Source organism: Mycobacterium fragae, assembly GCF_002102185.1.
Classification (GTDB): domain Bacteria; phylum Actinomycetota; class Actinomycetes; order Mycobacteriales; family Mycobacteriaceae; genus Mycobacterium; species Mycobacterium fragae.
This window is the reverse complement of record NZ_LQOW01000003.1, coordinates 185,297-212,078: the sequence shown is the minus strand read 5'-3', so window position 1 is coordinate 212,078 and position 26,782 is coordinate 185,297. Positions and strand designations below refer to the sequence as shown.

Genomic DNA, 26,782 nt, shown 5'->3' with positions numbered 1-26,782 from the left:
CACCGAGATTGCAGCCATGGCTGTGATGCCTTCAAAATTACGACCACAGCGGCGATTTCGCGGATCCGTGTCCTAGGTCGCGTCGGTGTCGAACGGTGCCGGCTCGACGGCTGGTCGCTGCGGGGCGGCCGGCGGGGCGGTCGGTGGCGGCTCGAACTTGCCGGTGAACAGCGAGTCGTCGCCGTCGAAGAGATGCTTGGTCAGGGCCGCGCGCGGCGTCATGCCGCGCAACTTCTGCAGCTCGCTCAGCGGCTCGCGCAGGTCGTCGAATTCCGGTCCGATGTCCTCGCGCAGCTGGGCAGTCATCCCGCTGAGGTAATCGCGTGCCTGGCGCAGTGCGTTGGAAGTCCACCGGATGGCGCCCGGGAGCCGCTCGGGGCCGAGAACGACCAGCCCGACCACCACGAGCACCAGCATCTCCCCCCAGCCGACGTTGGCGAACACTCAGCTGGTGTCCGGGCCGGGTGTCACGGTCAGCGTGACATGGCGGCCGTCGCGGACGACCTCAATCGGGGCGGGCTGCCCGATGGTCAACTGCCGCACGGCGACCACGAACTCGTCGGAGTCGGCGACCGACCGATTGCCGACCTTGACGACGACATCGTTTTCCAGGATGCCGCCCTTTTCCGCGGGGCTTCCGGCCTTCACATTGGCCACCTGTGCGCCCGACGCGATCGCGTTGCTCACCGACCGGGTGCTCAGACCCAACGTCGGGTGGTGGATCTTGCCGTCCTTGATCAGCGTCTGCGCAACCAATTTCGCCTCGTTGACCGGGATGGCGAAGCCGAGCCCGCTGGCGCTGTCGGACAGCGACTTGCCGGCCGTGTTGATGCCGATCACTTGCGAGTCCATGTTGATCAGCGGACCACCGGAGTTCCCGTGGTTGATCGAGGCGTCGGTCTGGATGGCGTCGATGACGGTATCGGTGTCCGAACCCTCGCCCGACAACGGGATGGGCCGGTGCAATGCGCTGATGATGCCGTGCGTCACCGTGCTGCGCAGCCCTAGCGGCGCACCCGCGGCGAGGACTTCATCACCGACGCGCACCTTGCTGGAGTCCCCGAGCCGGGCCACCGTCAGGTTGTTGACGTTGTCCACCTTGAGGACGGCCAGGTCGGTTTTGGGGTCGCGGCCCACCAGGTTGGCCGGCACATCCTTGCCGTCGTTGAACACCACGGTCGTCTTGAACTGGCTTGGGTTGTTGGCCGCTTCGGAGATGACGTGGTTGTTGGTGATGATGTAGCCGCGGCCGTCGATCACGACACCGGACCCCTGCATGCCCTCTTGATCGCTGACCGACTCGATGGTGACCACGGAGTCGGACACCGATGCGGCCACCTTGGCGAACCGGCCGGCCGGTGACTCTCCGTTGCCGTTGGTGGACAGCGTCACCTTGGAGGTGGTGAACGCTTCGACGACCTCGGCCGTCTTGCGTCCGATCACGCCGCCGATCATTCCGATCAACAACGCGATAACGGCCAGCACCGACAGCGCAAGGTAAGACACTTTGCCGCCGAACAGCACGTCGCGGACCCCGAGCCGACCGCGCGCCGCCGCGGCGCCGTCGAGCGCCGGCCGGGCCAGGGCCGGGCCGCCGAGAGCGGCGGCCGCACCCGGATCGCGCCACGGATCGTCGGCTTCTTCTAGCTGGTCCTTGTCCTTCTCACCGTCCAGCGCGCCGGCATCGATCGGGTGACGCTGCAGCGACTCGGCTTCGGCGAACGGACGACCGAAGGCTTCCAGGAGAACAGGGTCGTCCGGATTGTCGTGCGGGGTGAATTCGCCCTCATCCCGATATTTCGGCGGACGCACGCGCTCGGCGACGAACGAGCCCTGCACGCCGTCGGGACGACTGAAGGTCTGGCGCGAGGCCGGGTCCACTGGCGGCCGTGAAACGGGTCGCGGCGCCAGTCGGTGGGCGCCATTTTTATCTTGGTCGGAACTCACGTCATCCTCTTCCGAGCGCTCAAGAAACGCGCAATGGGCACCGGCACGGCGTCGTCCGCCGGCTTGGCCGACTTGGTACTCACCCTACCGAGGCTCGCGCCGGTCACGCGGGCTGCCGTCGGTGAGTTGATCGGACAGCCCCGGGATTGCGTCGTCCGGCGGGGAGTGCGGGATCTGCGACAACAGTCCCAGCAGTTCGCTGGGGATACTGATCGGCCGCGAGTCACGCAGCGCGGCACGTGCCCGGCTCTGGCCATCGACTTCGGCAGCGCATTCGGGGCACAGCGAAATGTGGTGGGCGGCGCGCAGGTGCGCCGTCATCCGCAGTTCACCGTCGACGAATGCCGCGATGGCCTCGGTCGATAGATGCTCGGTGGAACCGAATTGCCGCGGCGCGCCCACGGGCGCGTCGCTTTGCGAGGCAAACTGCGAGGGAAGCCAGGAGAATGCGCGCCGGAACACATGTCCCCGGTCGACCATCACCAGCTCCTCTCGCGTTGCTTGTACGGCTTGGGTGTGCACTACCTCGAATGTAGCGCGCCGCACCCCGCGCAACACCACTGAACAGCCGATCAAGCCGTTTGTGTCAGCCGATGAAGTCCGGCGTGGTGGGTGCCTCGGCGGGCTTGGCATCTTGCGGATGCGCCGCCAGATAGTCACGCAGCGCCTGCCGTCCACGGTGGATCCGGCTGCGCACGGTGCCTAGCTTGACGCCGAGCGTGGCGCCGATCTCCTCGTAGGACAGACCTTCGATATCGCACAGCACGACGGCAGCGCGGAATTCCGGCGGCAGCGAATCCAACGCCGCCTGCAGGTCGGCGCCCAGCCGGGCATCGTGGTAGATCTGCTCGGGGTTGGGCTCGTCAGCCGGCACCCGGTCGTAATCGTCGGGCAGCGCCTCCATCCGGACCCGGCTGCGGCGGCGGACCATATCGAGGAACAGGTTGGTCGTGATGCGGTGCAACCAGCCTTCGAAGGTTCCAGGCTGGTAGTTCTGCACCGACCGGAAAACCCGGATGAAGGTCTCCTGGGTGAGGTCTTCGGCATCGTGCTGATTACCGGAGAGCCGATAGGCCAACCGATATACCCGGTCGGCGTGCTGGCGCACCAGCTCATCCCATGACGGCATAGTCGCCTTGTCCCCGGTCGCGTCGAAGACGGCGGTGCCGTAGGGCTCTTGAGACGGTTCGACCCAGTCGGCATCCCGATACTGCTCCGGATGCGACATGCTCGCCGGGCTCATCAATGTGGTGATGTTCAGATCCTCCGAGTTGAGATTGCCGTCCGCGTCGGGCAATTCGTCATCGCGAGCAACACGAAGCCGCCCAGCTCTATTCCCGGACCAGCGCGCTGGACGTTCCATGCAGATACCGTCGCGTATCGGCGTGTGGACGATATGTGAGCGGACTGAGCTTTCACTGAGAAACCGTGTATTCATCGTACTCGGCCCGATTGCGCTGGGCCTATTCCGCGCTAGGTGACATTGATCATCCGCCCGCTCCGGGCGTGTCGCGGGAAGCTGCGCGACGAGGGCTGGGCGCAGGGACCGGGCGCGCCTGCCCGCGCGCGACCGCGGTTGGTTTTACGCTGCGGGCATGGCCACAACCGACCGCACATCCGGCCACCCGGGCCCGATGAGTCGGGCCGAGTCCCTTTCCGCGCATGCCGAGGGGTCGATCTCCGAAGACGCGATCTTGATGGCGGCGCGGGAGCGCGCGGTAGACATCGGGGCCGGGGCGGTCACCCCCGCGGTCGGCGCCCTGCTGAGCCTGCTGGCCAAGCTCAGCGGTGCCAAAGCCGTTGTCGAGGTGGGTACCGGAGCGGGAGTCAGCAGCTTGTGGTTGCTGTCGGGCATGGCCGAGGACGGCGTGCTGACCACGATCGACATCGAGCCCGAACACCAGCGCATCGCCAAGCAAGCGTTCTCCGAGGCCGGTATCGGGCCATCCCGGACCCGGCTGATCAGCGGCCGGGCGCAGGAGGTGCTGACCCGCCTGGCCGACGAGTCCTATGACCTGGTTTTCATCGATGCCGATCCGATCGACCAGCCGGATTACGTCGTCGAGGGTGTGCGGTTGCTGCGCTCGGGCGGGGCAATCGTCGTGCATGGCGCCGCGCTGGGCGGCCGAGCCGGTGACCCTGCGGCCCACGATGCCGAGGTCAGCGCGGTTCGCGAGGCCGCGCGGCTGATCGCCGAGGACGAGCGGCTGACCCCGGCGCTCGTACCGCTTGGCGACGGCCTGCTCGCCGCGGTCAGAGACTGATCGGGCCTGACCAATCTTTACGGGACCCTGACGCGTGCCGTCCTTGACTCACGACTGAACGAGTGTTTAGTGTACTGAACATGCGTTCAGCCGACTTGACCGCAGCTGCTCGGATCCGCGATGCCGCGATCGAGCAGTTCGGTCAGCACGGCTTCGCGACCGGCCTGCGAGCGGTGGCCGAAGCCGCGGGAGTGAGCGCAGCTCTGGTCATCCACCATTTCGGCTCCAAGGAAGGCCTGCGCAAGGCCTGCGATGACTACATCGCCGAGGAGATACGTAGCGCCAAGTCGGAAGCCATGAGGTCGACCGATCCCACCACCTGGTTCGCTCAACTGGCCGAGATCGAGTCCTACGCGCCGATGATGGCCTACCTCGTCCGCAGCATGCAGGCCGGCGGCGAGCTGGCACAAACGTTGTGGCGCCGGATGATCGAGGATGCCGAGGAATATATCGACGAAGGCGTGCGGGCCGGCACCCTCAAGCCCAGCCGCGACCCGAAAGCTCGGGCCAAATACCTGGCGATCGCCGGCGGCGGCAGCTTCCTGCTCTACCTGCAGATGCACGACAACCCAACGGATCTGCGCGCTGTCTTACGCGACTACGGCAACGAAATGATATTGCCCTCGCTCGAGCTCTACACCGAAGGCCTGATCGCAGATCGGACCATGTACGACGCGTTCCTCGAACAAGCCGAAGCCCGAGTCGATCAAGGAGAAGCAGATGTCAGCTGACAGCTATCAGAACCCCATCGAAATTCGCAACCTGACAAAGAACTTCGGTGCGGTTCGGGCGCTGGACGGCCTCGACCTGACCGTACGCGAGGGTGAGGTACACGGCTTCCTCGGCCCGAACGGGGCCGGGAAGTCGACGACGATCCGGATATTGCTGGGTGTGGTCAAAGCCGACTCTGGCAGCGCCCGAATGCTGGGCGCAGACCCGTGGACCAACGCCGTTGCTTTACACCGTCAGATCGCTTATGTGCCAGGCGATGTCACGCTCTGGCCCAATCTCACCGGTGGGGAGACCATCGACCTGCTGGCCCGAATGCGCGTCGGTATCGACGAGAAGCGCCGCGAGGAGCTGATCGAGCGCTTCGAGCTGGACCCGCACAAGAAGGCGCGGACATACTCGAAGGGCAACCGCCAGAAAGTCTCGCTGGTTTCCGCGTTCTCGTCGCGTGCGAGGTTGCTGCTGTTGGACGAGCCGAGCAGCGGTCTGGACCCGTTGATGGAGAACGTGTTTCAGCAATGCGTTGCGGAGGCACGCGACCGTGGTGTGACGGTGCTGTTGTCGAGTCACATCCTGGCCGAGACCGAGACGTTGTGCGAACGGGTGACGATCATCCGGGCCGGCCAGACGGTCGAGAGCGGCTCACTGGATTCGATGCGTCATCTCAGCCGCACATCGATCAAGGCCGAAATGATCGGCAACCCGGGCGATCTGACACGCATCAAGGGCGTCGAAAACGTCAGCATCGAGGGCAACACACTGCGGGCCCACGTCGACAGTGAGAGCCTGGGCGAGCTCATCCGGGTACTCGGTGACGCCGGGGTGCGCAGCCTGGTCAGCCAGCCGCCGACACTTGAAGAGCTCTTCCTGCGCCACTACGGCGTCGGCAGCGACGGCCAGCGCGAACTTGCCGGGCAGGAGGTCCGGGCATGACCACCACTCTGGACCGTCCACATCGACCGGCACACGAAGCGAAGCAACAGGGTTCGGTGTTCTCCGGCACGTGGGGGATGCTGCGGCTCTACCTGCGCCGCGACCGGATCGTATTGCCGTTATGGGTCTTGCTGCTCTCGGTGCCGTTGGCCACCGTCTACATCGGCAGCATCGAGAAGGTCTATCCGGATCAGGCCGCCCGGGCCGCCTTTGCGGCCTCGATCATGGCCAGCCCGGCGCAGCGCACGCTGTACGGGCAGGTCTACAACGACAGCCTCGGGGCGGTCGGCATCTGGAAGGCCGGGATGTTCCATCTGCTCATCGCCGTGGCGGTCATTCTCACCGTCATCCGCCACACCCGCGCCGACGAAGAGAGCGGTCGCGCCGAGCTGATCGACTCGACCGCGGTGGGCCGCTACGCCAGCCTGACCGCGGCACTGCTGCTGACTTTTGGCGCCTCGATCATCACCGGCATGATCGGCGCTGCCGGCCTGCTTAACACCGCGGTCGCACCGTCCGGTTCGCTGGCATTCGCGGCCGCGCTGGCCTGTTCAGGCTTGGTCTTCACCGCGGTAGCCGCGGTGGCCGCCCAGCTGTCGCCGAGCGCCCGGTTCGCCCGCGGCGTCGCGTTCGGCGTGCTGGGGGCTGCCTTCACCCTGCGGGCCGTCGGCGACGCCGGTTCGGGCACGTTGTCGTGGCTGTCGCCGCTGGGCTGGTCATTGCTGGTCCGGCCGTATGCCGGTGACCGCTGGGAAGTGCTGCTGCTGCATCTGGCGACGACCGTGATGCTCACCGTGCTGGCCTACCGCCTGCTGGCGCGCCGCGACGTCGGCGCCGGGTTGATCGCCGAGCGCCCAGGTGCGGGCACCGCGGCGCCGACGCTGCGGGGCGTCGTCGGGCTGGCGTGGCGATTGGACCGCGGCACGCTGCTGCTGTGGACGATCGGGCTGTGCCTCTATGGCCTGCTGATCGGCAGCATCGCGCACGGTATCGGTGACGAAATCGGTGGCAGCGCCTCGGTCCGCGACATCGTCGCACGGATGGGTGGCACCACGGCGCTCGAGCGGGCCTTTCTCGCGGTGGCGTTCTGCATGCTCGGTATGGCGGCCGCCGCGTCCACTGTCTCGCTGACGTTGCGCATGCATCAAGAAGAGACCAGTCAGCGCGCTGAGACGCTGTTGGCCGGCGCGGTGAGCCGAAGCCGTTGGCTGGCAAGTCATCTGACAATGGCGTTGGCTGGATCGGCTGTCGCGCTGCTGGTTGCCGGCCTCGCAGCCGGGTTCACCTACGGCGTCGCCGCCGACGACATCGGCGGCAAGTTGCCGACGGTCGTGGCCACCGCGGCCGCGCAGCTCCCCGCGGTGTGGCTGCTGGCGGCAGTGACGGTCGCATTGTTCGGGCTGGTGCCCAGGTTCACTCCGGTGGCCTGGGGTGTGCTGGTCGGATTCATCGCGTTGTACCTCATTGGTTCGTTGTCGGGTTTTCCGCAGTGGCTGCTCGACCTCGAACCGTTCGCACACGTTCCGCGGGTCGGCGGCGACTTCACTGCGGTTCCGCTGCTGTGGCAATCGGTGATCGACACGACACTGATCGCGGTAGGGGCAGCAGCTCTCCGCCGCCGCGATCTACGCAACTGAGGATGCTGACATGAAAATGCTTGGGAAGACATTACTTTCAGCGGTGTTGGGGCTTGTCGCCTTCGTGTTGTTGCTGTTCTTACCGGCCGGCACATTCCACTACTGGCAGGCCTGGGTCTTCATCGTCGTGTTCACCCTGTCCACCTGGATCCCCAGCATCTACTTGATGCGCACGAATCCGGCCGCCCTGGAACGGCGCATGCGAGCCGGCCCGATCGCAGAAGCCAGAGCGGTGCAGAAGATCATCATCTCTATCGCGTTGATGTCGCTGGCGGCCATGTTCGTGTTCAGCGCCCTTGACCATCGCTTCGGCTGGTCCTCGGTGCCCACAACAGTCTGTCTGGTCGGCGATGTGTTGGTAGCGGTCGGCCTCGGGCTTTCGATGATGGTCGTCATCCAGAACAGTTACGCCGCGGCCAACATCACCGTCGAGGCGGATCAGCAGGTCATCACGACAGGCCTTTACGGCCTTGTGCGACACCCGATGTACACCGGAAACGTCATCCTGATGCTGGGCATCCCGCTCGCGCTCGGCTCGTATTGGGGTCTGGTCTTTGTCATCCCCGGGCTGTTCGTGCTCGCAGTTCGCATCCGCGATGAAGAGGAACTACTCGGGCAGGAACTGAACGGATACCGCGACTACACCCAACAGGTTCAGTACCGACTCGTTCCCTACGTGTGGTAGCCGTGAAGACCATCGTTCAAGCCCTGGGTTACGGATTTGTCGTACTGGTCGTGCTCGGCCTGATGTTGTTCTGGCCGGCAGGCACTTTCGACTACTGGCAGGCATGGTTGTTTCTCGCGGTCTATGCCATCGCCGCGGTCGGTCCAAGCATCTACTGGGGTGTCACGAACCCGACCGTACTGCGGCGGCGGTTGCATGGCGGCCCGGTGGCCGAGACTCGCACTGCGCAAAAGCTCGCCAGCACAGGCTTTTTCGTGACGTTCACGGTGCTGGTTGTCGTCAGCGCCCTGGACCACCGGTTTGGTTGGTCGAGCGCGCCGACGGCCGTGTCGGTGCTCGGCAACGTCATGGTGGCAGCGGGACTCGGCGTCGGCATCGTTACGGTCGCCCAGAACAGTTACGCCGGCGCAAACATCACTGTCGAGGCTGAGCAGCGCGTAATCAGCACCGGCCTATACGGATTCGTTCGCCACCCGATGTACCTTGCCGGCCTGATCATGATGATCGGCATCCCGCTGGCGCTCGGCTCCTATTGGGGGCTGGTCGGCCTGGTGCTCGGTGTGCTCGTCCTCGCGCTGCGCATCGACGACGAGGAGAACATGCTCGAACACGAGTTGGCCGGATATTCCGAATACACGCAGAAAGTGCGGTCCCGCTTGGTGCCGTACGTGTGGTAGTGGCGGGCTGCCCTAGATCCAGACGCCCTTGCCCACGGCGACCACCCCGCCCGCGCTGATCGCAAAGCGCTCCCGGTCCTTCTCCAAGTCCACCCCGACCATCTCCCCGGGCCCGACGACGACGTTCTTGTCCAGGATCGCGTGGCGCACCACCGCTCCGCGACCGACCCGAGTGCCCGGCATGATCACGCTGCCCTCCACGATCGCGCCGTCGTCGATGACGACGTTTGACGACAGCACCGAATTGCGCACCGAGGCCGCCGAGATGATGCTGCCCGCGCCGACCACCGATTCCTGAGCCGAGCCGCCGTTGACGAACTTGGCCGGCGCCAGGTTCTCCGTCGCGCCCCGGATAGGCCAGCGCTTGTTGTAGAGGTTGAACACCGGGTGCACCGAGACCAGGTCCATGTGCGCGTCGTAGAACGCATCGAGTGTCCCGACGTCACGCCAGTAGGCCCGGTCGCGGTCGGTGGCGCCGGGCACCTCGTTGTCGGAGAAGTCGTAGACCGCGGCCATCCCGTCGGCGACCAGCCGGGGAATGATGTCACCGCCCATGTCGTGGTCGGACTGGTCGTCCTCGGCGTCGGCGCGGATCGCGTCGATGAGCACCTTGGTGGTGAAGATGTAATTGCCCATCGAGACGAAGGTGGCCTCGGGGTCATCGGGGGTGCCGGGCGGCTCGGGGGGCTTCTCGATGAAACTGCGGATGCGCCCGGAGTCATCGGCATCGAGGCAGCCGAACGCCGTCGCCTCCGCGCGCGGCGCCCGCACACCGGCCACTGTCGCGCCGGCGCCGCTTTCGATGTGGAACCGGACCATCTGCTCGGGGTCCATCCGGTACACGTGGTCGGACCCGAAAACCACGATGTAGTCCGGATCCTCGTCATAGATCAGGTTCAGAGACTGATAGATCGCGTCGGCGGAGCCGGTATACCAGCGCGGTCCCAGCCGCTGCTGAGCCGGAACCGGGGTGATGTACTCGCCCGCCAGTCCGGACAGCCGCCAGTTCTGCGAGATGTGGCGGTCGAGCGAATGCGACTTGTATTGGGTGAGAACACAGATCCTCAAATAGCGCGCGTTGACGAGGTTGGACAGCACGAAGTCGATCAGCCGATACGCGCCGCCGAAGGGAACCGCGGGTTTGGCCCGGTCTGCGGTCAACGGATACAACCGCTTGCCCTCCCCGCCGGCCAGGACAATGCCCAGCACGTGCGGCGCTTCCCTCATGTGTCAAACCTATCGGCCGCTTGGCGCCGCTGCCAGGTCAATCGTGTGATTGCCCAGCGTGGTTCGGCGTGATGCGCCGGCTCCCCGCAGCCGCTGGGCCCGATTTGCTCGGCTTCTCCTCGGGCCGCGCGCGGCCCGCATCGGCGCCGAGCTAGCGTGCCGGTATGCGGGTGGCGATGATGACCCGGGAATATCCCCCGGAGGTCTACGGCGGCGCCGGGGTGCACGTCACCGAGCTGGTCGCCCAACTGCGTCACCTGTGCGAGGTCGACGTGCACTGCATGGGCGCGCCGCGGCCGGGCGTGTTCGTGCATCAGCCCGACTCCCGGCTACAGGGCGCGAACCCGGCGCTCTCCACGCTCTCATCCGATCTACTCATGGCCAACGCCGCCGCGGGCGCCAGCGTGGTGCACACGCACACCTGGTACACCGGATTGGCCGGGCACCTGGCCGCATTGCTTTATGACATACCCCATGTGCTGACCGCCCATTCCCTGGAGCCGTTGCGGCCATGGAAGGCCGAGCAACTCGGCGGGGGCTATCGGGTGTCGTCATGGGTCGAGCGCACCGCGGTGACGGCCGCCGACGCCGTCATCGCCGTCAGCTCAGGCATGCGCGACGATGTGCTGCGGGTCTATCCGACGCTGGATCCCGGCGGGGTGCACGTCGTGCGCAACGGGATCGACACCGACGTGTGGTATCCGGCCGAGCGCAGCCCGAGCGACTCGATACTGACCGAGCTAGGCGTCGATCCGAACAGGCCCACCGTGGGGTTCGTCGGGCGGATCACCCGGCAGAAAGGGGTGGACCACCTACTGGCAGCCGCGCAACGGTTCACCCCCGATGCGCAGTTGGTGCTGTGCGCCGGGGCACCCGACACCCCGGACATCGCCGCCGAAGTGAGCTCTGCGGTAACCGAACTGGCTCGCAACCGCTCCGGCGTGTTCTGGGTCAGAGAAATGCTGCCCATCGGCAAAATACGCGAGATACTTTCGGCAGCAACAGTTTTCGTATGCCCGTCGGTCTATGAGCCGCTGGGTATCGTCAACCTGGAAGCAATGGCCTGTGCAACCGCGGTGGTGGCTTCCGACGTCGGTGGCATACCTGAGGTGGTGGCGGACGGTGTCACCGGTTCGCTGGTGCACTATGACGCCGACGACCCCGTCGGCTACCGGGCCGGGCTCGCCGAGGCCGTCAACGCCCTCGTGGCCGACCCGGAACGGGCGCAGCGATACGGCCGAGCGGGACGGCAGCGCTGCATCGGGGAATTCTCCTGGGCCAACATCGCCAAGCAGACCCTGGAGATCTACCGGAAGGTGTGCTCGTAACGGCTAGCTGGTAACGCCCTTGAGCTCGTCACCCAGAGCCGCGGCCTCGTCGGGCGTCAGCTCCACGACCAGTCGACCGCCACCCTCCAGCGGTACCCGCATCACGATGCCGCGCCCCTCCTTGGTCGCTTCCAGCGGACCATCACCGGTCCGGGGCTTCATCGCCGCCATCGAGTGCTCCCTCCAAGTTCGAGCTGGCCCGTCGTCCTCCCCATTGTTCCCTATCGGCAACGGCGCGTGTACAAGACCCGGCTCTGGACCTGCCATATCGGGCCTTATCGGGCTTCAGCGCGTCAGCGGCGGCACCCAGCAGCCGCGCAAATGATCGTCGACCATCCCGGTCGCCTGCATCAACGCATAGGCCGTGGTGGGGCCGACGAATCGGAAGCCGCGCCGTTTCAATTCGCGTGCCATGGCCGTGGATTCCGCGGTCAGGGCTGGCACTTCGGAGGGGTCCGCGGGCCGGGGCCGCGGCGCCGGCGCGAACGACCAGAGCAGCTCGGAGAGGTCTTCGATGTCGGCGGCAGCGCGCGCGTTGGCGATCGTCGCCTCGATCTTGGCCCGGTTGCGGACAATCCCCTGATCGGCCATCAACCGGGCCACGTCACGCTCGGTGTAGCGAGCGACGGTTTCGATGTCGAAGCCGGAGAATGCGCGACGGAAATTCTCCCTTTTGCGCAGGATGGTCAACCAGGAAAGGCCGCTTTGGAAGGCCTCCAAGCTCATCCGTTCGAACAGCGGCAGCCGCCCGTGCAATGGCCGACCCCATTCGTGGTCGTGGTAGTCGCGATACAGGTCGCTTGCCGAATTAGCCCAACCGCAGCGGACCAGCCCGTCGTCGGGTGGCGCGCTCACGTTTGCTCCTGGCTGTCCTCGCCGTCGTCTCCATCAGGCTCGGCTTCGGCGCTCGACGCCGCCTGCACCGACGTGAGCTGGCCGCGCAACAGGTCGAGCTCCTGGCCGAGCCGGTCCAACACCCAGTCCACCTCACTCGTCTTGTAGCCGCGCAATGACTGGGTGAACTTGACGGCGTCGACGTCAGCGCCGGTGACACCGGAGGCGGGCAGCACCGTCGGCGTCGTCGCACGGGGCAGCGGCGGGAGTTGCTCACCGCGGCCGAACAGCAGACTGGCCACACCGAAGAGCACGATCGCGACCATGACGAGCACCACCACGTACAGCAACACCAACGCCACGTCACCGATCCTGCCTCATCCTGCCGACAAGCTCAGCGTGGACGCACGGCGTTCATCGGCGGCCGGTCCGCCAGCGACACCGTCGACGTTCGCGAAGTGAAGTCACAACCGTCGGGGCCGTCTACGAAGAACTGGGTCAAGCCCACTCCGGAGTCGGGGAGGCCGCAGCGGGAGAGCAGGGTCGCGACAACCTGGCGGCTCATCGGCCCCAGCTCGGCCAGCGGCCGGTTGCGGTGCGCCCGCACACCGAGGTTGACCTGAGCGATCGCATCCAGACCCAACCGGTCATAGGTGTCGATCAGTAGGCCGATCTCCACGCCGTAGCCGGGTGCGAAGGGCACTGACATCAGCAGTTCACGCGTGGCCGCGTATTCGCCGCCCAGCGGCTGCAGCACACCGCTCAGCTCGGGCCGCAGCGCTGCCAGCAGCGGGCGGGCCACCAGCTCGGTAACGCGACCCCCACCGGTGGCGCTGCCGCTCCCGTTCAAGGGCCGCCGGTAAAAGCTTTTGACCAAGTGCACGCCGTCGCCCGTGAGCAGCGGACCGACCAGCCACGGCACGAACATCGGGTGCGGGTCGATCAGGTCGGAATCGATGAAGACCACGATGTCGCCGCTGGTCGCGGCCAGTGAGCGCCACAGCACCTCGCCTTTGCCGGGCCGCGGCGTGATAGCGGGCAGAGCTTGTTCGCGGCTGACCACGCGGGCGCCGGCCGCAATAGCGCGGATCTCGGTGTCATCGGTGGAGCCCGAGTCGAGCACGATCAGTTCATCGACCAGCCCTCCCACCACCGGCGAGATGCTGTCGATGACCGATTCGATGGTGTCTTCCTCGTTGAGGGCGGGCAGTACCACCGAGATGGTGCGGCCGGCCTTTGCCGCCTCCAGCTCGTCGACCGTCCAGCTCGGACGGATCCAGCTGCGATCAGACAGCCAAGTGTCACCCGGCAGGGCGGCGAGAAGCTCCGTCATGCCAGTCCTCTCACCGTGCGGGCAGGCGGCCGCTCTCCGTTGATCGACGCCACCATTTCCAGCACCCGACGCGTGGGCGCTACTTCGTGCACCCGGAACATCCGCGCGCCGGCCGCGGCCGCCAGTGCGGTGGCCGCGAGCGTCCCCTCCAGCCGTTCGGTCAGACCCACCCCCAGAGTCTCCCCAACGAAATCCTTGTTGGAGAGCGCCATCAACACCGGCCACCCGGTGTTTACAAGATCTTCCACGTGGCGCAACAACGCGAGCCCGTGGAACGTGTTCTTGCCGAAGTCGTGGGTCGGGTCGATCAGCACCCGATCGCGGGCGACGCCGGCGGCGACGGCACGTTCGGCCGCGGCGGTGAGCTCGCCGACCACGTCATCCACTACGCCGCGCGCGGTCAACCCGTAGCTGACCCGAAACGGGCGGGTCCTTGGCGACGCGCCCCCGGTGTGCGAGCAGACCAGGCCCGCCCCGTATTCGGCGGCCACCTCCGCCATATCCGGATCGAAGCCGCCCCAGCTGTCGTTGATCAGGTCCGCCCCTGCCCGGCAGGCCTGCCGGGCCACCTCCGCGCGCCACGTGTCGACGCTGATCAGCTGATCGGGATAAGCGTCACGCAGCCACTCGATGAACGGCACCACGCGGGCGATCTCGGTCTCGCTGTCGATGCCCTCCCCCGGACCCGCCTTGACGCCGCCCACGTCGACGACGTCGGCGCCGTCGGCGATGACCCGGTGCGCGGCAGCCCTGGCCGCGTCGTCGGCGTAGGTGGCGCCGCGGTCGTAAAACGAATCCGGGGTGCGGTTGACGATCGCCATGATCAGCGGACGGTCGCCGGCCACCGGACGGCCGCACAGGGTGGATCGATCGGCTGACGCCGACGGTGTGGATCGCACGCGTCTATGGTGCCTGGTCGCCGCGCAGTGCTGCGCTCAGCCCTGCGGTCGCTTGCCCGCCGCCACCTCGTCGGGATATTCGGCATAGAACGGCACATAGCCCTCGTCGCGGCCGGCCAACACGTAAATCGGGTCCTCGATACCCGGCCCGTATCCCTGCTCGCGCAGATCCACCTTGCGGCTCTTGAACGTGGTGGTGTGCTCCATGGAGTCCACCACCCGCACGAACAGCGGCAGCGCATACACCGGCAGCTGCTCGTACACCGTGGTGGCGAGCGCTTTCCCGTCGAACTCGGCGCCATCACGCAGCTTGACCGCGGCCATCCCGGCACGGCCGCCGGTGCGTGGGATCTCCACGCCGAAAACCGCACACTCCTCGACGGACTTGTCGGCCGCCAGCGCCGCCTCGACTTCGGTGGTGGCGACGTTCTCGCCCTTCCACCGGAAGGTGTCGCCGAGCCGGTCGACGAACGCGGCATGGCCCATACCTTGCGGGCTCATCACGTCGCCGGTGTTGAACCAGCAGTCGCCCTTGCGAAAAGCGTTGCGCACCAACTTCTTTTCGCTGGCGGTCGGATCGGTATAACCGTCGAACGGCTGAAGTCTGTTGACCGGGCTGAGCAGCAGGCCGGGCTCGCCGGGTGGCACCCGACGCACGCGGCCGTTCTCGTCGCGAAGCGGAGCGCCGGTGTCGGGGTCGTATTCCACGTATGCGAGCGGCATCGGCGCGATGCCCGTCGTCTTGGGCACATTGAAGATGTTGATGAACGCCGTGTTGCCCTCGCTGGCGGCGTAGAACTCGCAAACCCGCGCGATGCCGAACCGGGTGGTGAACTCCTCCCAGATTTCCGGGCGCAGCCCGTTGCCGGCGATCAGCCGCACCTTGTGTGCACGGTCGGTCGGCTTGGCTGGCTGGTTGAGCAGATACCGGCAGATCTCGCCGATGTAGATGAACGCCGTCGCGTCGTAGGCGATCACCTCGTCCCAGAACCGCGACGCCGAAAACGACTTGCCCAGAGCAAGTGTCGCGCCCGAGTTGATCACCGACGACACCGCGACCGTGAGGGCGTTGTTGTGGTACAGCGGTAGGCAGCTGTACAGCGTGTCGTTGCCGTGCAACCGCAAGCCCAGCCCACCGAACGCCGCCAGTGCGGCCAGCCAACGGCGGTGCGTCATCACGCTGGCTTTCGGGTGCCCGGTGGTGCCGGAGGTGAAGATGTAGAACGCGGTGTCCTTGGCCAGCACCGCCGACGCCGAGGCGGGGTTTGCGGTGGGGGCGGTGGCGGCCAGCCGTTCCATCTCCTCGATCGCCATCGGCACGGCATTGGGAGCGCCGCATTCGTCCACCGCGCCGGCCAGGTCGGATTCGGCGACGAGCACCTTGGCGTCGAGCAAGCCCAGGCTGTGGGCCAGCACCTCGCCGCGCTGGTGATAGTTGAGCATCCCGGCGATGGCGCCGCATTTGACCACCGCCAGCATCATCAGCACCGCGTTCGGTGAGTTGCGCAGCATGATCCCGACGACGTCGCCGCGTCCGACACCGCGTGCGGCCAGCACCGCCGCATACCGGTTGGCGGTCGCATTGGCTTCGCGGTAGGTCAGCTGCTGGCCACCGAACCGGATGAACACCCGGTCACCGAAGCGGGCGGCCCGGTCCTGGAACACCTTGCCGATCGACGTCTTGGACGTGGGCCGGGCCAGCAACCCGGTCACAGCTCCGCGCGCCATTACCGGCAGGTCGGCCAACACACCAGGTATCCGGCTTGCTATATCGACCAGCCCGACTTCGGACACTGTTCTCCTCGTTTCTGAGTTTGGCGGCCAGCCTAACCCCGGGCGGCCACGGTGCTCAGCCGGGTGTGCAGGCCGCCATCGCCGCGCTGACCTCATCGACGACCACCAGCCGATCCAGCGCGGCCTGCGACACATAACCGCTGTCGAGCAGCCCGTAGAGCCATGCCCGCAGCCCGTCGAAGTGCCCGTTCGGGTCGAGCAACACCACAGGTTTGTTGTGCACCCCGAGATACCCGCCGGTCCACGCCTCAAACAGCTCCTCGAGCGTGCCGATACCGCCCGGCAGCGCGATGAACGCGTCGGCGCGGTCCTCCATGATCTGTTTGCGCTCGCGCACGGTGTCGGTGACGATCAGCTCGTCGGCGTCGTTGTCGGCGACCTCGCGGCGCACCAGCATTTTGGGGATCACGCCGACGGTCCAGGCGCCGCGCGCCCGCGCGGCGGTGGCCAAAGCGCCCATCGCCGAGACATTGCCGCCGCCCCAGACCAGCGTCCAGCCTCTATCGGCGATCGCCTCGCCGACTTCGGCGGCCAACGCCAACAACTCCGGGTGCGTCGGCCCGGACGCGCAGTACACACAGATCGCCCACTGGTGGGGCGCATCACGTTTGGGGCGCACAGTCGAAACGTAGACCAGGCTGCCCTCCCCCGCATTTGGGCCTGTCGCCGGGACGAACGCAGAGTGGGCAATAATTCGGCCGTGCCGACTGGTTGGGCTGCCACGCCGCCCGATGCCGTGCTGGACCGGGTGGCGGCGAGCCTGGATGGTGCCGGGCGCGGCGCGGTGTTGGTGGGAGCCGACGGCGTCGGCAAGACTTCGGTGGCCCGCGCTGCCGCGGAGAGGTTCGCCGCGCGGCGGCCGTCGGCCGTGGTGCGATGGGTGGCGGGGACCGCGTCGGAGCGGAGCATCCCGTTCGGCGCGTTCAGTCGCCTGACCGACGTTTTGGCAGCCGACGACGGTAGGCCCGCTGAGCTCCTGCGCACCGCCCGCGACTCGCTGATTCGCGACGGCGCAGAGCTGCTCGTCGTTGTCGACGACGCACACGACCTGGACCACATGTCGGCCACCTTGCTGTATCAGCTTGCGCTGGATCATTCCGCACGGCTGATTGTCACGGTCCGTGCCGAGGCGGAGCCGCCCGACGCCGTCGCGGCATTGTGGACTGACGATCTGCTCACCCGGATCGAGATCGAGCCGCTGGACAGATCGCAGACGGCGGCGCTGCTCGAGTCCGCCGGCTCGTCCGCTGACGTCGATGACGTCTTCGCCCGCAGCCAGGGCAACCCGTTGTACGTGCGGCGTCTGCTCGAAAACGGCGATCAGGGGGCCGACAGCCCATCGCTTTCCGGTCTGATCGACCGCTATCTCAACGCCCTGCCCGCGCCGGCCCGCACGGTACTGGACTACCTGGCAATCGCAGAACCGTTGCGCCGCAGCGACCTCGCCGCGCTGGCCGGTGAGGACACCGTCAACGACGCGGAAACCATCGGGGCGGTCACCGCCGATGACGACGGCATGGTGCGAGCGGCCCATCCGCTCTACACCGCCCGCACCCGCGCCGCCCAGGAACCGGACACCGCGCGCAGATTGCGCACATCGCTGCTCGAACAGCTGGCGTCCCAGCCTTCCGAGAACGTCGGCGAGCAGCTGCGACGCGCCGCGCTGGCCGTCGACAGCGACGCTCCCGGTGCGCTCGCCGACGCCACCGCGGCCCAGCACGCCCTCCGGCTGGGTGAGCTGGAGCTGGCCGAACGACTGGCGCAGGCCGCGCTGGAGCATTCCGGCGGGCTCGCGGCACGCCTGGCGCTGGGCTACGCACTGGCCTGGCAGGGCCGCGGACGCGAGGCCGGCGCGGTGCTGGCCGCGGTGGATCCCGACCAGCTGTCGCAATCCGAGCTGATCGCCTGGGCGCTGCCGCGCGCGGCGAACCAGTTCTGGATGCAGGACGAGCCGGAACGGGCGACCGCCTTTCTGCAGACGACGCGCAACCAGATCGAGGTGCCGACGGCGCGGGCCACGGTCGACGCGCTCGCCGCGACGTTCGCGATGAACGCGGGCACGCCGCTGCGTGCGCTGCGCATCGCCGAGGAGGTGCTGGCCTCACCGCACGCCGACGAGGTGGCGGTGGGCTGGGCGGCTTCGGCCGCCGCGCTGTCCTCGGCGCGTACCGGCCGGTTCGACGACGTCGAGGCGCTGGCCGCTCGTGCGACCGCCGGCGAGCATCCGGGATTGCTGAGGTTCACCAGTGGCTTCGCCCGGATCACCGCGCTGCTGATGGCGGGCCGGCTGCGGGCGGCTCGCGAGCTGGCGCAGCGTTACACCGACTTCGCCGAGCTGCAGCAGCCCGGCAGGGCGATCGGTGAAACGCTGGTGGGTTACGTGGCAATTGCCCAAGGCGATTTCGACGCCGCGGTGGCGCTGTTGCAGCGGGCCGCCGATCCGCTGGCGCGGACCGGGTATTCATGGGGCCCGCTGTCATTGACTCTGCTGGCGCAGGCGCTCGGCCAACGAGGTGAACAGCTCGCGGCGGCAAAGGCGTTGAGCCGCGCGGAATCTCGGCACGGCATGAAGTCCAGGCTGTTCGCGCCCGAGCTGGCGCTGGCCAAGGCGTGGTCGAAGGCGGCCCATGGCGACACGACGGGCGCGATCGAGGCCGCCCGTGAGGCCGTGCAGGCGGCCGAGCGCGGCGGACAGTCGGCGATCGCCCTGCGCGCGCTGCAGGACGCGACGCGGCTCGGTGACAACCGGGCGGTGTATCGGGCCGAGCGGTTGGCCGTCGAGGTGGACTGCGTGCTGGGAAGGCTCACGCTGGCCCATGCGCGCGCGCTGGCGACCGGCGATGCCACGGCGCTGGCCGACGTCGCGGCCGACCTGGCCGATCGGGGACTACAACCCGCGGCCGCCGACGCCGCCGCCCAGGCGCAGCGCAGCTAAGGGCTCAGATATCGCCGCAACATGTTCGCGGCGGCGGTGATCTGGCCGACCGGAACCCGCTCGTCGCGCCGATGCGCCAGGTTGGGATCACCCGGCCCGTAATTGACCGCGGGGATGCCCCGGGCCGCGAACCGCGACACGTCGGTCCAGCCGTATTTCGCCCGCACTTGCCCGCCGGCCGCCTCCACGAGGGCCTTGGCGGCCGGCTTCGACAGCCCGGGCAGCGCTCCGGCCGCAAGATCGGTCTGCTCCATCCGCACGTCGAGCCCGTCGAATACCTCGTGGACGTGGTGCAGCGCGGCGTCCGGCGATCGGTCCGGTGCGAAGCGGAAGTTCACCGTCACCGACGCCGCGTCGGGGATGACGTTGCCGGCGACACCGCCGTCGATGCGCACCGCCGACAGGCCTTCCCGGTAGGTGCAGCCGTCGATGTCGACGTTGCGGGCCTGATAGCCCGCTAGCCGGTCCAACACAGCGCCCAGCTTGTGAATGGCGTTGTCGCCCAGCCAGGGTCGCGCCGAATGCGCCCGTGTTCCGCTCGCACTGATGACGACCCGCAACGTGCCCTGACAGCCAGCCTCGATGTAGCCGCCTGTTGGCTCGCCGAGGATGGCCACATCGGCGGCCAGCCATTCCGGCAACTCACGCTCGATGCGACCCAAACCGTTTGCCGCCGACTCGATTTCCTCGCAGTCGTAGAACACCAGCGTCAAGTCATGCGCGGGCGTGGCGAGCGTGGCGGCCAGATGCAGGAAGACAGCGACACCGGATTTCATGTCCGCGGTGCCGCAGCCGTGCAGCAGGTCGCCGTCTCGGCGGCTGGGCAGATTGTCGGCCGCCGGGACTGTGTCGAGGTGCCCGGCCAGCAGCACCCGCGACGGCCGACCCAGCGCAGTGCGCGCCAGCACGGCATTGCCGTTGCGGATGACCTCCAAATCCGACGTCTGCGCCTGCAGCGCGGCTTCCACCTCATCTGCGATGCGCGCCTCGTTCCGGGACTCGCTGGGGATGTCGACCAATGCCGCGGTCAGCTCGATCGGGTCACCACGTAGATCCAGCACGATCCCAGCGTAGAGGCCTTTTGCGGCTACGCGGCCCAGGACAGTAGCGTGGCCAGCGTGACTGGAGCTTCGGGTATTGGGTTGGCGACGATTGCCGCCGACGGGTCGGTCCTCGATACCTGGTTTCCCGCACCGGAACTGATCGAGTCCGGCGAGAGCGGCACGGTGCGGCTCTCGGTGGCCGAGGTGCCCGACGACTTGGCGGCGCTCACCGGCCGCGACGACGACCGCGGGACCGAGACCGTCACGGTGCGCACCGTGATCGGCTCGCTGGACGACAAGGCCATCGATGCCTACGACGCTTATCTGCGGCTGCATCTGCTCTCGCATCGGCTCGTCACGCCGCACGGGCTCAACGCCGACGCTTTCTTCGGGATCTTGTCCAATGTCGTGTGGACCAACCACGGGCCGTGTGCGGTCGAGGGTTTCGAGACGGTGCGGGCACGGCTGCGCCGCCGCGGACCCGTCACGGTGTACGGCCTGGACAAATTCCCCCGAATGGTCGACTACGTGGTCCCGACCGGGGTGCGCATCGCCGACGCCGACCGGGTGCGGCTGGGCGCGCACCTGGCGGCGGGCACCACGGTGATGCACGAAGGATTCGTGAACTACAACGCCGGCACGCTGGGCGCCTCGATGGTGGAGGGTCGCATCTCGGCAGGCGTGGTGGTGGACGACGGCTCCGACATCGGCGGCGGCGCCTCGATCATGGGGACACTGTCCGGCGGTGGCACCGACGTGATTTCGATCGGGAAGCATTGTCTGCTCGGCGCCAACTCCGGGCTGGGAATTTCGTTGGGCGATGACTGTGTGATCGAGGCCGGCCTGTACGTCACTGCGGGGACCAAGGTCAGCATGCCGGACGGAACCTCGGTCAAGGCGCGCGAGCTATCCGGCGGGAATAACATGCTGTTCCGCCGCAACTCGGTGACCGGCGCCGTCGAGGTAGTGTCCCGCGACGGTCGGGGCATCGAGCTCAACGAGGACCTGCACGCCAACTGAAGCCGGTGTTGTGATGGTCGACGAAGCGCAGCGCAGCTGGGAGTTCGTGGTGGCGCCGCCGCATAGCGCGCCCGGCATCATGTCGATGGTCGGCTACCGCGCGCTGGATGTGCCCGAGACGGTGCATCGCGGCATGCCATCGTCGACGCTGACATTCATCGTCAGCCTCGACGATGGTGTGGAGGCCGCGCACAGCGCCGACGCGCTGGCGGTGGCCCGGCCCAACCCGTTGATCCTTGGCGGTCTGCACGTGCAGGCAAGCCATGTGCGCCAACGGTGTGGCCAGGCAGGTGTGCAGCTGGCGGTGCATCCCCTGGCCTCGCGGGCGTTGTTCGGGATGCCCAGCGCCGAGCTGCCCGTCACCGAGTACGACGCACTCGACGTGCTCGGTCGACGCGCAGGCGAGCTCCCCGAGCGGGTGGCAGCAGCGCGCCGATGGCCACAGGTGTTTGCGACCGTCGCGGAGTATCTGGCCAACGCCCGACGGCGCCGCGACGGCGTGACGGTGCGGCCCGAGGTCGCCTATGCCTGGCGTCTGCTGGAGCGCACCGAGGGCCGAATTGCGGTGGGCGCCTTGGCAGATCGTGTCGGGGTCAGCGCACGGCATTTGACAACGCTGTTCCAGCAGGAGGTTGGCCGGACGCCGAAGACCGTGTCGATGCTGATGCGGTTTGAGCACGCGACGACGGCGATCGCGGCGTCGGCGCGGCGGCACGGCCGGGTTGACCTGGCCGCGGTCGCGGTCGACAGGGGGTATTACGACCAGGCCCACCTGACGAGAGAGTTCGTCCGGTTCGCCGGAGTCCCGCCGCGCGCCTGGTTGGCCGAAGAGTTCCGAAATATCCAAGACGGCGGGCACTCGTTCGGATCAGAGTGGGACCATGACTACCTCGAATCCGACTGTCTGGTCGACGCTACAGGCGCATAACGCTCCCAAGCTCATCGACTTCTACGTGGAGGTGTTCGGCTTCGTCGTCGCGGCGCGATACGGCGATGGCGACACGGTGGATCACGCCCAGCTGAACTGGCCCGAAGGCAGCGGCGGCATCATGCTGGGCAGCCACAAACCCGGCGCGGACTGGTCGCGTGAACCTGGAACCGCCGGCGGATACGTCGTCACCCGCGACCCGGACACACTCTACGGACGCGTCCTATCACACCAGGCTGATATCGTGCGCCCGCTCGCCAAAACCGATTACGGCGCAAACGAATTCGCGGTGCGCGACCCTGAAGGCAACTTGTGGTCATTCGGCGACTACGCCGGTGAACCCGTGTCGAGCTGACCATGCGTGCGACCCGTATCACCGCCAACCTCGGCGTCGCAGATGTCGAAGAAGCGAAGCGCTTCTACACCGATTACCTCGGCCTGAGCACCGAGGAGTTCAACCTGGGCTGGGTGGCGCGATACACCTCGCCCGACACCAAGGCAGTCGTCCAGCTGGTAAGCCGCGACGCCACCGCGCCCGAAGACTCCGTCATCTCGGTCCACACCGACGACGTCGAAGGAGCTTACGACGAAGCCCGGAAGCTGGGCTACCAGATTGTGCATCCGCTGACGACGGAGCCGTGGGGCGTGCGCCGATTCTTCGTGCGGGCACCGGATGGAAACGTCCTCAACATCGTGAGCCACCGCGACTGAGCCGGCCGTTACGCCTGGCCTATTCCGCCGCCAAGATGCAGAACTCGTTGCCCTCGGGGTCGGCCAGCACGACCCAGCTTGCGTCGTCGCCCTGACCGATGTCAACGCGACGCGCTCCCAGCCCGACCACCCGATCGACCTCGGCTTGCTGGTTGTCGGGCCGAAAGTCGAAGTGGATGCGGTTCTTGGCGACTTTGCCCTCGGGCACGCCGAGGAACATCCAGTTCGGGCCGGCGCCCGCCGGGGCGTGCAGCAGCACGTCGCCCTCATCGTCGATGTCGTGCGACCAGCCCAACACCGTCGACCACCACACGCCCAGCGCGGTGGGATCCACCGCGTCCACGCAGATCTCGTCGAACGTCAGCGCCACGTCATCAGCTCCTTCTTGAGCACCTTGCCCATCGCGTTGCGGGGCAGCGCCTCGACGATCCGCACCTCACGCGGACGCTTGTGCACCGAAAGCTGCTGAGCCACATAGTCGATCAGGGCCTGCGGATCACCGTCACCGACGACGAACGCCACGATCCGCTGGCCCAAGTCCTCGTCGGGCAGGCCGACGACCGCCGCCTCGGCCACACCGGGATGGCCGAGCAGCGCCGTCTCGATTTCACCGGCGCCCACCCGGTATCCGCCGGACTTGATCAGGTCGACCGACTCACGACCCACGATGCGATGCATACCGTCGCCGTCCACGACCGCGACATCTCCGGTGCGGTACCAGCCGTCGGCGTCGAACGCCTCCGCGGTGGCGTCCGGCCGGTTCAGATACCCGTCGAACAGGGTGGGGCCGCGAACCTGCAGTCGCCCAATGGTTTCCCCGTCGTGCGCTACCGGAGCACCTGCGTCGTCGACCAACCGGGTCTGCACGCCGGCCAGCGGCAGGCCGACCCAGCCCGGACGGCGCTCGCCGTCAGCGCGGGTGGACAGCGTGATCAGCGATTCGGTACTTCCGTATCGTTCGACGGGCGCATGGCCGGTGCGCGCGACCAACTGGTCGAATACCGGCACCGGCAGCGGAGCGCTGCCGGACACCAGCAGTCGTGCCGGCCTTAGCATTTCGGCCGCCCCTGGGTCGGCCACCACACGTGACCACACCGTGGGAACACCGAAATACAGCGTGCCGCCTGCTGCTGCGTAACCTTCTGGCGTGGGTTTTCCGGTGTGCACGAAGCGGTTTCCGACGCGTAGCGACCCGAGTAGACCCAACACCAGACCGTGCACATGAAAAAGCGGCAGTCCGTGCACCAGGGTGTCCTCCGGTGTCCACTGCCAAGCCTGCGCCAGCGCGTCCAGGTCGGCGGCGATCGCCTTTCCACTCAGCTGCACCCCCTTGGGCGGGCCGGTGGTGCCGGAGGTGTAGATGATCAGCGCGGTGGCCTCAGGAGGTGGATCAGGATAGCTGTGCCAGGAGCGGGCATGCAGGCGCACCGGGACGTGCGGCAGGCCCTCCGGCTCGTCGGGAACGGGACCCAGCCAGGCCTGCGCGCCAGAGTCGGTGAGGATGTGACGCCGCTCGGCCTGACCGACGTCGGCGGGCACCGGCACCGCCGGCACACCGGCGATCAGGCAACCCGCGACGGCCAGCGCGGTTGACGCGGTCGGGGTGGCCAGCACCGCCATTCGGTCCGCACCGCCGACCCGTTCGGCCACCGACGTGGCGGCGCCCACGAAATCGCTGCGGCTGAGCGTGACGTCGCCGATGCGGACGGCGTCGCCGATGTCGCGGCCTGCGGCGAGCGAGGTCAGCAGCACGTGAGCAGGTTACCTTCGGATGTATTGCTTGATGATCGATGAGGGTGCGCCGCCGTAGGAGACGGCGAAGTAGGACGGCGACCACAGGTGGCTGCACATGGGGGCGGGCACACATGCGCCGGTGGATTCCCGGCGAACGGAGTTAGCCGTGCGGCTTTTGAGGCGTTGCATCAGCGTCGAGATCGCCTGTGTGGGCGGATAAGCCACGAGCGGGTGCGCGTGGTCGGCCTCGCCGTTGAACTCGACCAACTCGACATCGAGCTCGGCGTACGGTGCGCATGGTGGTTTCGAAGACGAGGTGGGCGTGCAGTCGCGACACGCTGTGGCGTTTACGGCGAGACGTCGTTGGTGTCAGTGGTCGCCTCTACGGTTGTGCTGTGGCTATGTCGGACCGCATGGCAGCGACACCGGCCGTCGAGGCGGTGGGTAAGCCTCGTGCGCGCAAGCGGGCCCGGGGTGCGCCGACGCGTGTGCGGTCGTGGCCGCTGCGGCCGACCCCAACGCAGTGCCGCCAGATCGGCACTCGGTTGTTCACCGGGGTGCGGGTGTATAACGCGGTGCTGGGCGAGTTCATCGGGCGTAGCCGCGCGGTGAAGGCCGATCCAGCCTGGCAGGCGGCGCGCGAATTGCCGCGGCGCACAGCCGCCGAGCGTAAGAAGCGTGGTGCCGCGTTTGGGGCGGTGCAGGCTGGGCACGGGTTCACCGCTGATGCTGCGCAGTCGTTCGCGTCGTCGCTGCGCACGTCGTGGGTGCGTGAACATCTGCCGGCGCAGGAGACCCAGAATCTGGGGGCGCGAGCGTTTGATGCGGTGCGCCAGTGGCACGTCGGCAAGAAGGGCAAGCCGCGGTTTAAGAACGCGCGGCGCGGTCTGCATTCGGTGGCAGCCAAGGACGGCAATGGTGCGCTGCGGCCCAACACCGATGATGCTTGGCGGTTGGTTGGGTTGCAGTGGGGCGCGGGTTTGGTGATCCCGATCGCGCCGGTGGCGATGGGGGGTCGCCGTGGTCGTGAGCAGCGGGCCGAGCTCGGTGAGATCGAAGTGTTGATCGCGGCCGGGAAAGTGTTGTCGACCCGGATTGTGCGCACGGTGATCGACGGCCGTGATACCTACCGCATGCAGTTGGTGTGTGATGGGCGCCCAACGCAGCGGCACCCGGTGGGGGCGGGTCGGGTGTCGTTTGACCTCGGCCCGAGCCAGATCGCGATCGCCGTGCAGCGCGGTGATGGTAGCTGGTCGGGCTGGGTGGAACCGTTGGCTGATGGCATCCGGTTGGATACCAAGAGGCTGCGCCGCGCCCAGCGGCGTCTGGATCGTCAGCACCGTGCCGGTTCACCGGAATGCTTCCGCGCCGATGGCACTCACACGTGGGTGCGGTGCGGTTGGCAGCGTTCGGCGGCTGCGATGCGGACCACCAGGCAGGTGGCCGAGTTGCATCGCCGGTTGGCCGAGCACCGCAAATCCTTGCATGGGGCGCTGGGCAACCGATTGTTGGGCCACGGCGCCGATATCGCCTGTGAGCGACTTGATTACGTGTCGTGGCAGAAGAGCTTCCCGCGCAGTGTGCGTGACCGGGCACCGGGGTTGCTGGTAGACAGGTTGCGCCGCAAGGCTGAAAGTGCCGGCGGCCAGCAGCTCTACGAGTACAACCCACGAACCACCGCCTTGTCGCAAACCTGTCTGTGCGGGATGAAAAAGAACAAGCCGCTTTCGCAACGGGTGCACCGCTGCGCGTGCGGCATTCGCGAGGATCGCGACCTGTTTTCGGCCTACCTGGGACTTCATGTCCGCACCGGGGTCGATGGGGTCGATCGGCTGGACTTGCCGTCAGCCCGCAAGGGCTGGCGGCATTGTCAGGACGTCGACGAGTCGCCGAAGTCCAGCCGTAGTGCATCAGCACGCAAGCGGCGAGGCCGCAGACATCCGCCGTCGCGGAGGTCAGTGGCGCGCATCAAAGCGAGGCGTAAAGCCAAAACTGTGATGCGACAGAGCCGCTCGGCACGAACCTCCACTACCGACCAGCCCACGGCGATAGCCGCATGAGCGGCCATCGAGACAGCCGGCCGGCACGAGGAATCCCCGCAGTTTCACTGCAGGGAGGACGTCA

Annotated in this window: 28 protein-coding genes and 1 pseudogene; 13 read left to right on the top strand and 16 right to left on the bottom strand. The window is 67.3% G+C overall.

From position 1 onward, the window contains the following. Positions 1–72: 72 nt before the first annotated feature. The 4 genes from tatB to sigE form a co-directional block, all read right to left on the bottom strand. On the bottom strand, positions 73–444 hold the full coding sequence (gene tatB / locus AWC06_RS01815; protein WP_085193764.1) for a Sec-independent protein translocase protein TatB: 372 nt from the start codon (positions 442–444) through the stop codon (positions 73–75). Continuing rightward, positions 445–1,947: a serine protease HtrA gene (htrA, locus tag AWC06_RS01810; protein WP_085193763.1), complete on the bottom strand. Its 1,503-nt coding sequence runs from the start codon at positions 1,945–1,947 to the stop codon at positions 445–447. It lies immediately after the preceding gene. A gap of 84 nt (positions 1,948–2,031) precedes the next feature. Then, complete coding sequence (gene rseA / locus AWC06_RS01805; RefSeq protein ID WP_085193988.1) at positions 2,032–2,427, bottom strand: anti-sigma E factor RseA; 396 nt, start codon at positions 2,425–2,427, stop codon at positions 2,032–2,034. A 106-nt stretch (positions 2,428–2,533) separates the two neighbouring features. Beyond that, complete coding sequence (gene sigE / locus AWC06_RS01800; RefSeq protein WP_085193761.1) at positions 2,534–3,310, bottom strand: RNA polymerase sigma factor SigE; 777 nt, start codon at positions 3,308–3,310, stop codon at positions 2,534–2,536. Between the two features lie 232 nt (positions 3,311–3,542). Here sigE and AWC06_RS01795 point away from each other — a divergent pair, with 232 nt between their 5' ends. From AWC06_RS01795 to AWC06_RS01770, 6 genes are all read left to right on the top strand, one after another. Continuing rightward, positions 3,543–4,211 carry an O-methyltransferase gene (locus tag AWC06_RS01795; RefSeq protein ID WP_085193759.1) on the top strand — a complete coding sequence of 223 codons (669 nt, stop codon included), beginning with the start codon at positions 3,543–3,545 and terminating at the stop codon, positions 4,209–4,211. An 80-nt stretch (positions 4,212–4,291) separates the two neighbouring features. Beyond that, entirely contained in the window at positions 4,292–4,942 is a 651-nt protein-coding gene (locus AWC06_RS01790; protein ID WP_085193758.1) for a TetR/AcrR family transcriptional regulator, read from the top strand. Beyond that, complete coding sequence (locus tag AWC06_RS01785) at positions 4,932–5,873, top strand: ABC transporter ATP-binding protein (RefSeq protein WP_085193756.1); 942 nt, start codon at positions 4,932–4,934, stop codon at positions 5,871–5,873. Before AWC06_RS01790 ends, AWC06_RS01785 begins: the two co-directional genes overlap by 11 nt. Continuing rightward, positions 5,870–7,510, top strand: coding sequence for an ABC transporter permease (locus tag AWC06_RS01780; RefSeq protein WP_139819852.1), 1,641 nt, complete (start codon positions 5,870–5,872; stop codon positions 7,508–7,510). The genes AWC06_RS01785 and AWC06_RS01780 overlap by 4 nt, the downstream gene beginning before the upstream one ends. Before the next feature lie 10 nt (positions 7,511–7,520). Further along, the gene (locus AWC06_RS01775) at positions 7,521–8,195 is read left to right on the top strand and encodes a methyltransferase family protein (RefSeq protein ID WP_085193754.1); all 675 of its coding nucleotides are present in this window, start codon (positions 7,521–7,523) and stop codon (positions 8,193–8,195) included. A 2-nt stretch (positions 8,196–8,197) separates the two neighbouring features. Next, positions 8,198–8,872, top strand: a complete 675-nt coding sequence (locus AWC06_RS01770) for a methyltransferase family protein (protein WP_085193753.1) — start codon at positions 8,198–8,200, stop codon at positions 8,870–8,872. Between the two features lie 12 nt (positions 8,873–8,884). Here the strand turns inward: AWC06_RS01770 and glgC are convergent, their stop codons facing one another. Beyond that, the gene (gene glgC / locus AWC06_RS01765; RefSeq protein ID WP_085193751.1) at positions 8,885–10,099 is read right to left on the bottom strand and encodes a glucose-1-phosphate adenylyltransferase; all 1,215 of its coding nucleotides are present in this window, start codon (positions 10,097–10,099) and stop codon (positions 8,885–8,887) included. 164 nt (positions 10,100–10,263) lie between these two features. Here glgC and glgA point away from each other — a divergent pair, with 164 nt between their 5' ends. Continuing rightward, positions 10,264–11,427 (top strand): glycogen synthase, encoded by a 1,164-nt coding sequence (gene glgA, locus AWC06_RS01760; protein WP_085193749.1) that lies wholly within the window; start codon positions 10,264–10,266, stop codon positions 11,425–11,427. A 3-nt stretch (positions 11,428–11,430) separates the two neighbouring features. On the opposite strand, the gene AWC06_RS01755 is transcribed toward glgA, so the two are convergent. From AWC06_RS01755 to AWC06_RS01725, 7 genes are all read right to left on the bottom strand, one after another. Beyond that, a complete protein-coding gene (locus tag AWC06_RS01755; protein WP_003406247.1) occupies positions 11,431–11,598 on the bottom strand; it encodes a DUF3117 domain-containing protein in 168 nt (55 codons plus the stop codon). Positions 11,599–11,712: 114 nt separating this feature from the next. Beyond that, positions 11,713–12,282, bottom strand: coding sequence for a DNA-3-methyladenine glycosylase I (locus AWC06_RS01750; protein WP_085193747.1), 570 nt, complete (start codon positions 12,280–12,282; stop codon positions 11,713–11,715). Next, positions 12,279–12,623 carry a DivIVA domain-containing protein gene (locus AWC06_RS01745; protein ID WP_085193745.1) on the bottom strand — a complete coding sequence of 115 codons (345 nt, stop codon included), beginning with the start codon at positions 12,621–12,623 and terminating at the stop codon, positions 12,279–12,281. Before AWC06_RS01745 ends, AWC06_RS01750 begins: the two co-directional genes overlap by 4 nt. Positions 12,624–12,655: 32 nt before the next feature. Next, on the bottom strand, positions 12,656–13,594 hold the full coding sequence (locus AWC06_RS01740) for a glucosyl-3-phosphoglycerate synthase (protein WP_085193743.1): 939 nt from the start codon (positions 13,592–13,594) through the stop codon (positions 12,656–12,658). Continuing rightward, a complete protein-coding gene (gene folP, locus AWC06_RS01735) occupies positions 13,591–14,415 on the bottom strand; it encodes a dihydropteroate synthase (protein ID WP_085193984.1) in 825 nt (274 codons plus the stop codon). Before folP ends, AWC06_RS01740 begins: the two co-directional genes overlap by 4 nt. 114 nt (positions 14,416–14,529) lie before the next feature. Beyond that, positions 14,530–16,287, bottom strand: a complete 1,758-nt coding sequence (fadD6, locus tag AWC06_RS01730) for a long-chain-acyl-CoA synthetase FadD6 (protein ID WP_227370946.1) — start codon at positions 16,285–16,287, stop codon at positions 14,530–14,532. Positions 16,288–16,342: 55 nt separating this feature from the next. Beyond that, positions 16,343–16,906 (bottom strand): TIGR00730 family Rossman fold protein, encoded by a 564-nt coding sequence (locus tag AWC06_RS01725; RefSeq protein WP_085193739.1) that lies wholly within the window; start codon positions 16,904–16,906, stop codon positions 16,343–16,345. Positions 16,907–17,023: 117 nt separating this feature from the next. Here AWC06_RS01725 and AWC06_RS01720 point away from each other — a divergent pair, with 117 nt between their 5' ends. Further along, entirely contained in the window at positions 17,024–19,222 is a 2,199-nt protein-coding gene (locus AWC06_RS01720) for an AAA family ATPase (RefSeq protein WP_372457984.1), read from the top strand. On the opposite strand, the gene dapE is transcribed toward AWC06_RS01720, so the two are convergent. Next, entirely contained in the window at positions 19,219–20,283 is a 1,065-nt protein-coding gene (gene dapE / locus AWC06_RS01715; protein WP_085193737.1) for a succinyl-diaminopimelate desuccinylase, read from the bottom strand. The genes AWC06_RS01720 and dapE overlap by 4 nt on opposite strands. 48 nt (positions 20,284–20,331) lie before the next feature. Between dapE and dapD the strand changes: the two genes are divergently transcribed. The 4 genes from dapD (at position 20,332) to AWC06_RS01695 (ending at position 22,924) form a co-directional block, all read left to right on the top strand. Then, positions 20,332–21,285, top strand: coding sequence for a 2,3,4,5-tetrahydropyridine-2,6-dicarboxylate N-succinyltransferase (gene dapD / locus AWC06_RS01710; RefSeq protein ID WP_139819850.1), 954 nt, complete (start codon positions 20,332–20,334; stop codon positions 21,283–21,285). 85 nt (positions 21,286–21,370) lie between these two features. Further along, complete coding sequence (locus AWC06_RS01705; RefSeq protein ID WP_085193978.1) at positions 21,371–22,213, top strand: helix-turn-helix domain-containing protein; 843 nt, start codon at positions 21,371–21,373, stop codon at positions 22,211–22,213. After that, positions 22,167–22,568: a VOC family protein gene (locus AWC06_RS01700; protein ID WP_085193736.1), complete on the top strand. Its 402-nt coding sequence runs from the start codon at positions 22,167–22,169 to the stop codon at positions 22,566–22,568. Before AWC06_RS01705 ends, AWC06_RS01700 begins: the two co-directional genes overlap by 47 nt. Before the next feature lie 2 nt (positions 22,569–22,570). Next, positions 22,571–22,924 carry a VOC family protein gene (locus AWC06_RS01695; protein ID WP_085193734.1) on the top strand — a complete coding sequence of 118 codons (354 nt, stop codon included), beginning with the start codon at positions 22,571–22,573 and terminating at the stop codon, positions 22,922–22,924. Between the two features lie 19 nt (positions 22,925–22,943). Here the strand turns inward: AWC06_RS01695 and AWC06_RS01690 are convergent, their stop codons facing one another. The 3 genes and pseudogenes from AWC06_RS01690 to tnpA all read right to left on the bottom strand — a co-directional run. Continuing rightward, the gene (locus AWC06_RS01690) at positions 22,944–23,294 is read right to left on the bottom strand and encodes a VOC family protein (RefSeq protein ID WP_085193732.1); all 351 of its coding nucleotides are present in this window, start codon (positions 23,292–23,294) and stop codon (positions 22,944–22,946) included. Further along, a complete protein-coding gene (locus AWC06_RS01685) occupies positions 23,285–24,676 on the bottom strand; it encodes an acyl-CoA synthetase (protein ID WP_085193730.1) in 1,392 nt (463 codons plus the stop codon). The genes AWC06_RS01690 and AWC06_RS01685 overlap by 10 nt, the downstream gene beginning before the upstream one ends. Positions 24,677–24,685: 9 nt before the next feature. Further along, positions 24,686–24,928: pseudogene (gene tnpA / locus AWC06_RS01680) on the bottom strand (IS200/IS605 family transposase); the annotation flags it as partial. A gap of 131 nt (positions 24,929–25,059) precedes the next feature. On the opposite strand from tnpA, the gene AWC06_RS01675 reads away from it, so the two are divergent. Further along, the gene (locus AWC06_RS01675; protein WP_227370954.1) at positions 25,060–26,718 is read left to right on the top strand and encodes a transposase; all 1,659 of its coding nucleotides are present in this window, start codon (positions 25,060–25,062) and stop codon (positions 26,716–26,718) included. The last annotated feature ends 64 nt before the right edge of the window (positions 26,719–26,782 follow it).

Excerpts from the sequence above, each read along its gene's own strand:
- AWC06_RS01780 (WP_139819852.1), top strand. The coding sequence starts at position 5,870 with ATGACCACCACTCTGGACCGTCCACATCGACCGGCACACGAAGCGAAG.
- AWC06_RS01755 (WP_003406247.1), bottom strand. The coding sequence starts at position 11,598 with ATGGCGGCGATGAAGCCCCGGACCGGTGATGGTCCGCTGGAAGCGACC.
- AWC06_RS01795 (WP_085193759.1), top strand. The coding sequence starts at position 3,543 with ATGGCCACAACCGACCGCACATCCGGCCACCCGGGCCCGATGAGTCGG.
- glgA (WP_085193749.1), top strand. The coding sequence starts at position 10,264 with ATGCGGGTGGCGATGATGACCCGGGAATATCCCCCGGAGGTCTACGGC.
- glgC (WP_085193751.1), bottom strand. The coding sequence starts at position 10,099 with ATGAGGGAAGCGCCGCACGTGCTGGGCATTGTCCTGGCCGGCGGGGAG.
- folP (WP_085193984.1), bottom strand. The coding sequence starts at position 14,415 with ATGGCGATCGTCAACCGCACCCCGGATTCGTTTTACGACCGCGGCGCC.
- AWC06_RS01695 (WP_085193734.1), top strand. The coding sequence starts at position 22,571 with ATGCGTGCGACCCGTATCACCGCCAACCTCGGCGTCGCAGATGTCGAA.
- AWC06_RS01705 (WP_085193978.1), top strand. The coding sequence starts at position 21,371 with ATGGTCGGCTACCGCGCGCTGGATGTGCCCGAGACGGTGCATCGCGGC.
- AWC06_RS01740 (WP_085193743.1), bottom strand. The coding sequence starts at position 13,594 with ATGACGGAGCTTCTCGCCGCCCTGCCGGGTGACACTTGGCTGTCTGAT.
- sigE (WP_085193761.1), bottom strand. The coding sequence starts at position 3,310 with ATGGAACGTCCAGCGCGCTGGTCCGGGAATAGAGCTGGGCGGCTTCGT.
- AWC06_RS01785 (WP_085193756.1), top strand. The coding sequence starts at position 4,932 with ATGTCAGCTGACAGCTATCAGAACCCCATCGAAATTCGCAACCTGACA.
- AWC06_RS01790 (WP_085193758.1), top strand. The coding sequence starts at position 4,292 with ATGCGTTCAGCCGACTTGACCGCAGCTGCTCGGATCCGCGATGCCGCG.
- AWC06_RS01775 (WP_085193754.1), top strand. The coding sequence starts at position 7,521 with ATGAAAATGCTTGGGAAGACATTACTTTCAGCGGTGTTGGGGCTTGTC.
- rseA (WP_085193988.1), bottom strand. The coding sequence starts at position 2,427 with ATGGTCGACCGGGGACATGTGTTCCGGCGCGCATTCTCCTGGCTTCCC.
- AWC06_RS01700 (WP_085193736.1), top strand. The coding sequence starts at position 22,167 with ATGACTACCTCGAATCCGACTGTCTGGTCGACGCTACAGGCGCATAAC.
- AWC06_RS01675 (WP_227370954.1), top strand. The coding sequence starts at position 25,060 with ATGTCGGACCGCATGGCAGCGACACCGGCCGTCGAGGCGGTGGGTAAG.